The following is a 4393-nucleotide window of genomic DNA, read 5'->3' on the forward strand; positions in this document are numbered from 1 at the left end:
GCACTGATCGCGACGGGGCCGTCGCTCCCACAGTCCCTGCGCTTGAGGGCTTGCCGTGGTTCCGGGCGCGCCGCCCTTGTGGGAGCGGCGGCCTCGCCGCGATACGCACTTCGCACTGTGATGGTCGCGGCACTGATCGCGACGTGGCCGTCGCTCCCACAATCCCGCAATCCCACAGTCCCACATACCCACATACCCACATACCCACATCCCACAATCCCACAGCCCACGGCCCACGGCCCACGGTCCATTCCACTTACGCCAGCGTGTAATCCGCCAGATCCGGTTTCTTCACCGCCTTCACATATTCGCGGGTGAAGCCGGGGAAGATGGCGATGACGCGGCCGTTTTCCATGCGGTACCAGCTGCGGCACTGGCTCCATACCGAGGTGCCGAGGCGCTGCTGCAGGTCGCGGTTCCAGGCGTCGGCGACTTCGGGGCGCACATCGATCCAGCGCCGGCCGCCGGTGCGCACGGCCTGCATGCAGGTGATGGCGTGCTGCACTTCGGGTTCTATATAGAGCAGCGTCGAGGTGTGGCCGGTGGCGGTGTTGGGACCGAGCATCAGGAACATGTTGGGAAAACCGGCCACGGTGATGCCCTGATAGGCGGCCGGGCCGTCGGACCAGGCCTCGGCCAGCGTGCGACCGGCGCGACCGGTGACGCGCAGCGACGACAGCAGCTGCACGGCGTCGAAGCCGGTGGCGCACACCAGGGTGTCGATCTCGCGCTCGCGACCGTCGGCCGTGACCACGCCGGTCGGAGTGATGCGGGTGATGGCGTCGGTCACCAGTTCGACGTTGGGCCGGGACAGCGCGGGGTAGAAATCGTTGGAATAGATGATGCGCTTGCAGCCCAGCGGGTACGGCGGCGTGAGGCGCTCGCGCAGCGCGGCGTCGGGCACCTGCTTGTCGCGGTGGCGCGCGGCGGTCAACAGCATGGATTTGCGCGACAGCGTGCCTTCGTCGAAGCCGCGCCGGCCGAGTTCGAGCACCTGCACCCAGGCGGCGCGCACGGCGGCGGCGTAGGGCGGCAGGTGGGCGAGCAGCCGGTCGAGCAGGTTGTAGCGGCGGTCGAGCCGCGGCATGACCCAGTTGGCGGTGCGCTGGAACACGTGCAGTTGCCCTGCTTCGGCGGCGACCGGCGGCACCAGTTGCGACGCGGTCGAGCCGGTACCAATGACGGCGACGCGCTTGCCGGCCATGGCGTAGCCGTGGTCCCAGCGGGCGGAGTGCAGCGTCTTGCCGCGGAAATCGGCCAGCCCGGGGATGTCGGGCCAGCGCAACTGGCTCAGCGGGCCGGTGCTGCACACGAAAAAGCGCGCGCTCAGCGCATCACCGCGTTCGGTGGCGAATTGCCAGCGGCCGCTGGATTCGTCGAACGTGGCTTCGGCGAGCCGGGTGCCGAGCCGCATATGTCCGACCAGGCCGTGCTTTTCGGCCACCTGCTGCATGTAGGCCTGGATCTCGGGCGCCGAGGCGAAGCGGCGCGACCAGCCGGGGTTGGGCGCGAACGAGAAGGAATAGGCCGGCGCGGGCACGTCGACGTGCGCACCGGGATAGGTGTTGTCCCACCAGGTGCCGCCGAGCCCCGCCTGTTTTTCGAGGATGACGAAATCGTGGATACCGGCGCGCTTGAGCTGCACCGCCATGCACAGGCCTGACATGCCGGCGCCGAGGATGACCACCTCGTGCCGCGTGGTGATGGGCGGCGTGGCGTGCGCCAGCGACGCGTGCGCAAAGCGCGCGATGCGGGCTATGGCCGCGTCGGCGCTGGGCAGCGCGCCACCATGCATCTGGAACACATGCCAGCGCCGCTCGGTGATGTCGCATTCGACCTCGACGCCCGCTGCCTCGAGCACGTCGTGCAGCGCCACTGCCTGGTCGTGCAGCAGCTCGTCGGTGCCGGCCTGGATCAGCGTCGGCGGCAGGCTGCGCAGATCGGTGCGCAGCGGCGAGGCGAGCGGCGATTCGGGCGGCGCATCACCGAGGTAGTGCGCGGCGCAGGCTGACGCCCAGTCGGTACTGAGCATGGCTTCGCCCGCGGGAATCATGTCGGGCATGCCGGCGGGGGTCATGTCGACCCAGGGCGACAGCAGCACGAGTGCCGCCGGGCGCGGCGCGTCGGCGTCGCGCAGTGCAATGGCCGCTGCCAGCGCCAGACCGCCGCCCGCCGAATCGCCCGCGATGACGACCGGGCCCTGCTCGTTCAGCGCGCGGAAGGCCGCGACGGCGTCGTCGATGGCGGCCGGAAAGCGGTGTTCGGGGGCCAACCGGTATTCGAGCGAAAACACGGGCAAGCCGCTGGCCAGCGCAATGCGCGACGTCAGCGCCCGATGCCCGAGTGCGGAGCCCACGCAGTAGGCACCGCCATGCAGATACAGGATGACGCCGGGGCGCACCGGCGGCGTGTCGTGCCGGCGCAGCCACTCGCCCGGCACCCCGCCGACCGTGGCCGGCTCGATCGACACCCCGGCCGGTACCAGCGTGGTCTTGGTGAGCCGCGCCAGCCAGCGCCGCTGCGCCTCGATCGACCAGCGCGGCGAAAACGCAGGCTTCAACACCAGCTTCAGCGAGCCGCGGATGAGAAAGGCCGACAGCGCCTCGATGGAGCCCCGGGGTGAGTACGTCTTCCTCATGCAACACGCTCCGCCTCAGTTCGGTTGGTTCCGTGCACTCACGGCACCACGCACCCTACCTCACCCGGGCGGAACGGCGAACCCCCGGCGGTTTCGCCGTGATGCGCACTTCGCACTGCGATGGTCACAGCACGATCGCCGTCCCTGTGGGAGCGGCGATCCACGGTTGGCCCTGCATGGCCAACCGGCTCCGCGGGCGGCGAGCAGTGCCCGCCGAAACCCCCGCTCCGCCCCCGCCGTGATGCGCACGTTGCACCGTGATGGTCATGGCACTGATCGCGACGGGGACGTCGCTCCCACAATCCCTGCGCTTGAGGCCTCGCCGAGGTCTCTGAAGGGGCGCGGCCCCTGTGGGAGCAGCCTCTCTGCCGCGATGCGCTCGCTGCTTCGCGTTGGTCACAGCACGATCGCGGTCCTTGTTGGAGCGGCGTCCCCGCCGCGCTACGCACGTCGCACTGCGATGGTCACAGCACGAGCGCGGTCTTGGTGGGCGCGGCGCCCCCGCCGCGCTACGCACGTCGCACTGCGATGGTCACAGCACGATCGCCGTCCTTGTGGGAGCGGCGTCCCCGCCGCGATACGCACTTCGCACTGCGATGGTCATGGCACTGATCGCGACGGGGACGTCGCTCCCACAATCCTTGCGCTTGAGGCCTCGCCGTGGTCTCTGGAGGGGCGCGGCCCCTGTGGGAGCAGCCACTCTGCCGCGATGCGCTCGCTGCATCGCGATGGTCACAGCACGATCGCCGTCCTTGTGGGAGCGGCGTCCCCGCCGCGATCCGCCCGATGCACGTGGATGGTCATGGCACTGATCGCGACGGGGACGTCGCTCCCACAGGCCCAGCGCTTGAGGCCTCGCCGTGGTCTCTGGAGGGGCGCGGCCCGTGTGGGAGCAGCCACTCTGCCGCGATACGCACTTAGCACAGCGATGGTCATCGCACTGAGCGCGACGGGGACGTCGCTCCCACACTCCTTGCGCTTGAGGCCTCGCCGTGGTCTCTGGAGGGGCGCGGCCCCTGTGGGAGCAGCCACTCTGCCGCGATGCGCTCGCTGCATCGCGATGGTCACAGCACGATCGCCGTCCTTGTGGGAGCGGCGTCCCCGCCGCGATACGCACGTTGCACTTTGATGGTCATGGCACTGATCGCGACGGGGACGTCGCTCCCACAGTCCCTGCGCTTGAGGCCTCGCCGTGGTCTCTGGAGGGGCGCGGCCCTTTTGGGAGCGGCCACTCTGCCGCGCTACGCACTTCGCACTGCGAGGGTCATGGCACTGATCGCGACGGGGACGTCGCTCCCACAGTCCCTGCGCTTGAGGCCTCGCCGTGGTCTCTGAAGGGGCGCGGCGCCTGTGGGAGCGGCCACTCTGCCGCGATGCGCACGTTGCACTGTGATGGTCATGGCACTGATCGCGACGGGGACGTCGCTCCCACAGTCCCTGCGCTTGAGGCCTCGCCGTGGTCTCTGGAGGGGCGCGGCGCGTGTGGGAGCGGCCACTCTGCCGCGATACGCACTTCGCACTGCGATGGTCATGGCACTGATCGCGACGGGGACGTCGCTCCCACAGTCCCTGCGCTTGAGGCCTCGCCGTGGTCTCTGAAGGGGCGCGGCGCCTGTGGGAGCAGCCACTCTGCCGCGATGCGCACGTTGCACCGCGATGGTCACAGCACGATCGCCGTCCTTGTGGGAGCGGCGTCCCCGCCGCGATACGCACTTCGCACTGCGATGGTCATGGCACTGATCGCGACGGGGACGT

1 protein-coding gene is annotated in these 4393 nt (G+C 69.7%); it reads right to left on the reverse strand.

The window, feature by feature from the left end; genetic code table 11:
- Nucleotides 1-256: 256 nt before the first annotated feature.
- Nucleotides 257-2638: an alpha/beta hydrolase fold domain-containing protein gene (locus NMQ14_RS18690; protein WP_257098377.1), complete on the reverse strand. Its 2382-nt coding sequence runs from the start codon at nucleotides 2636-2638 to the stop codon at nucleotides 257-259.
- Between the last annotated feature and the right edge of the window lie 1755 nt (nucleotides 2639-4393).

Origin of the sequence: Methyloversatilis sp. XJ19-13, assembly GCF_024580155.1 — a bacterium.
GTDB lineage: Bacteria > Pseudomonadota > Gammaproteobacteria > Burkholderiales > Rhodocyclaceae > Methyloversatilis.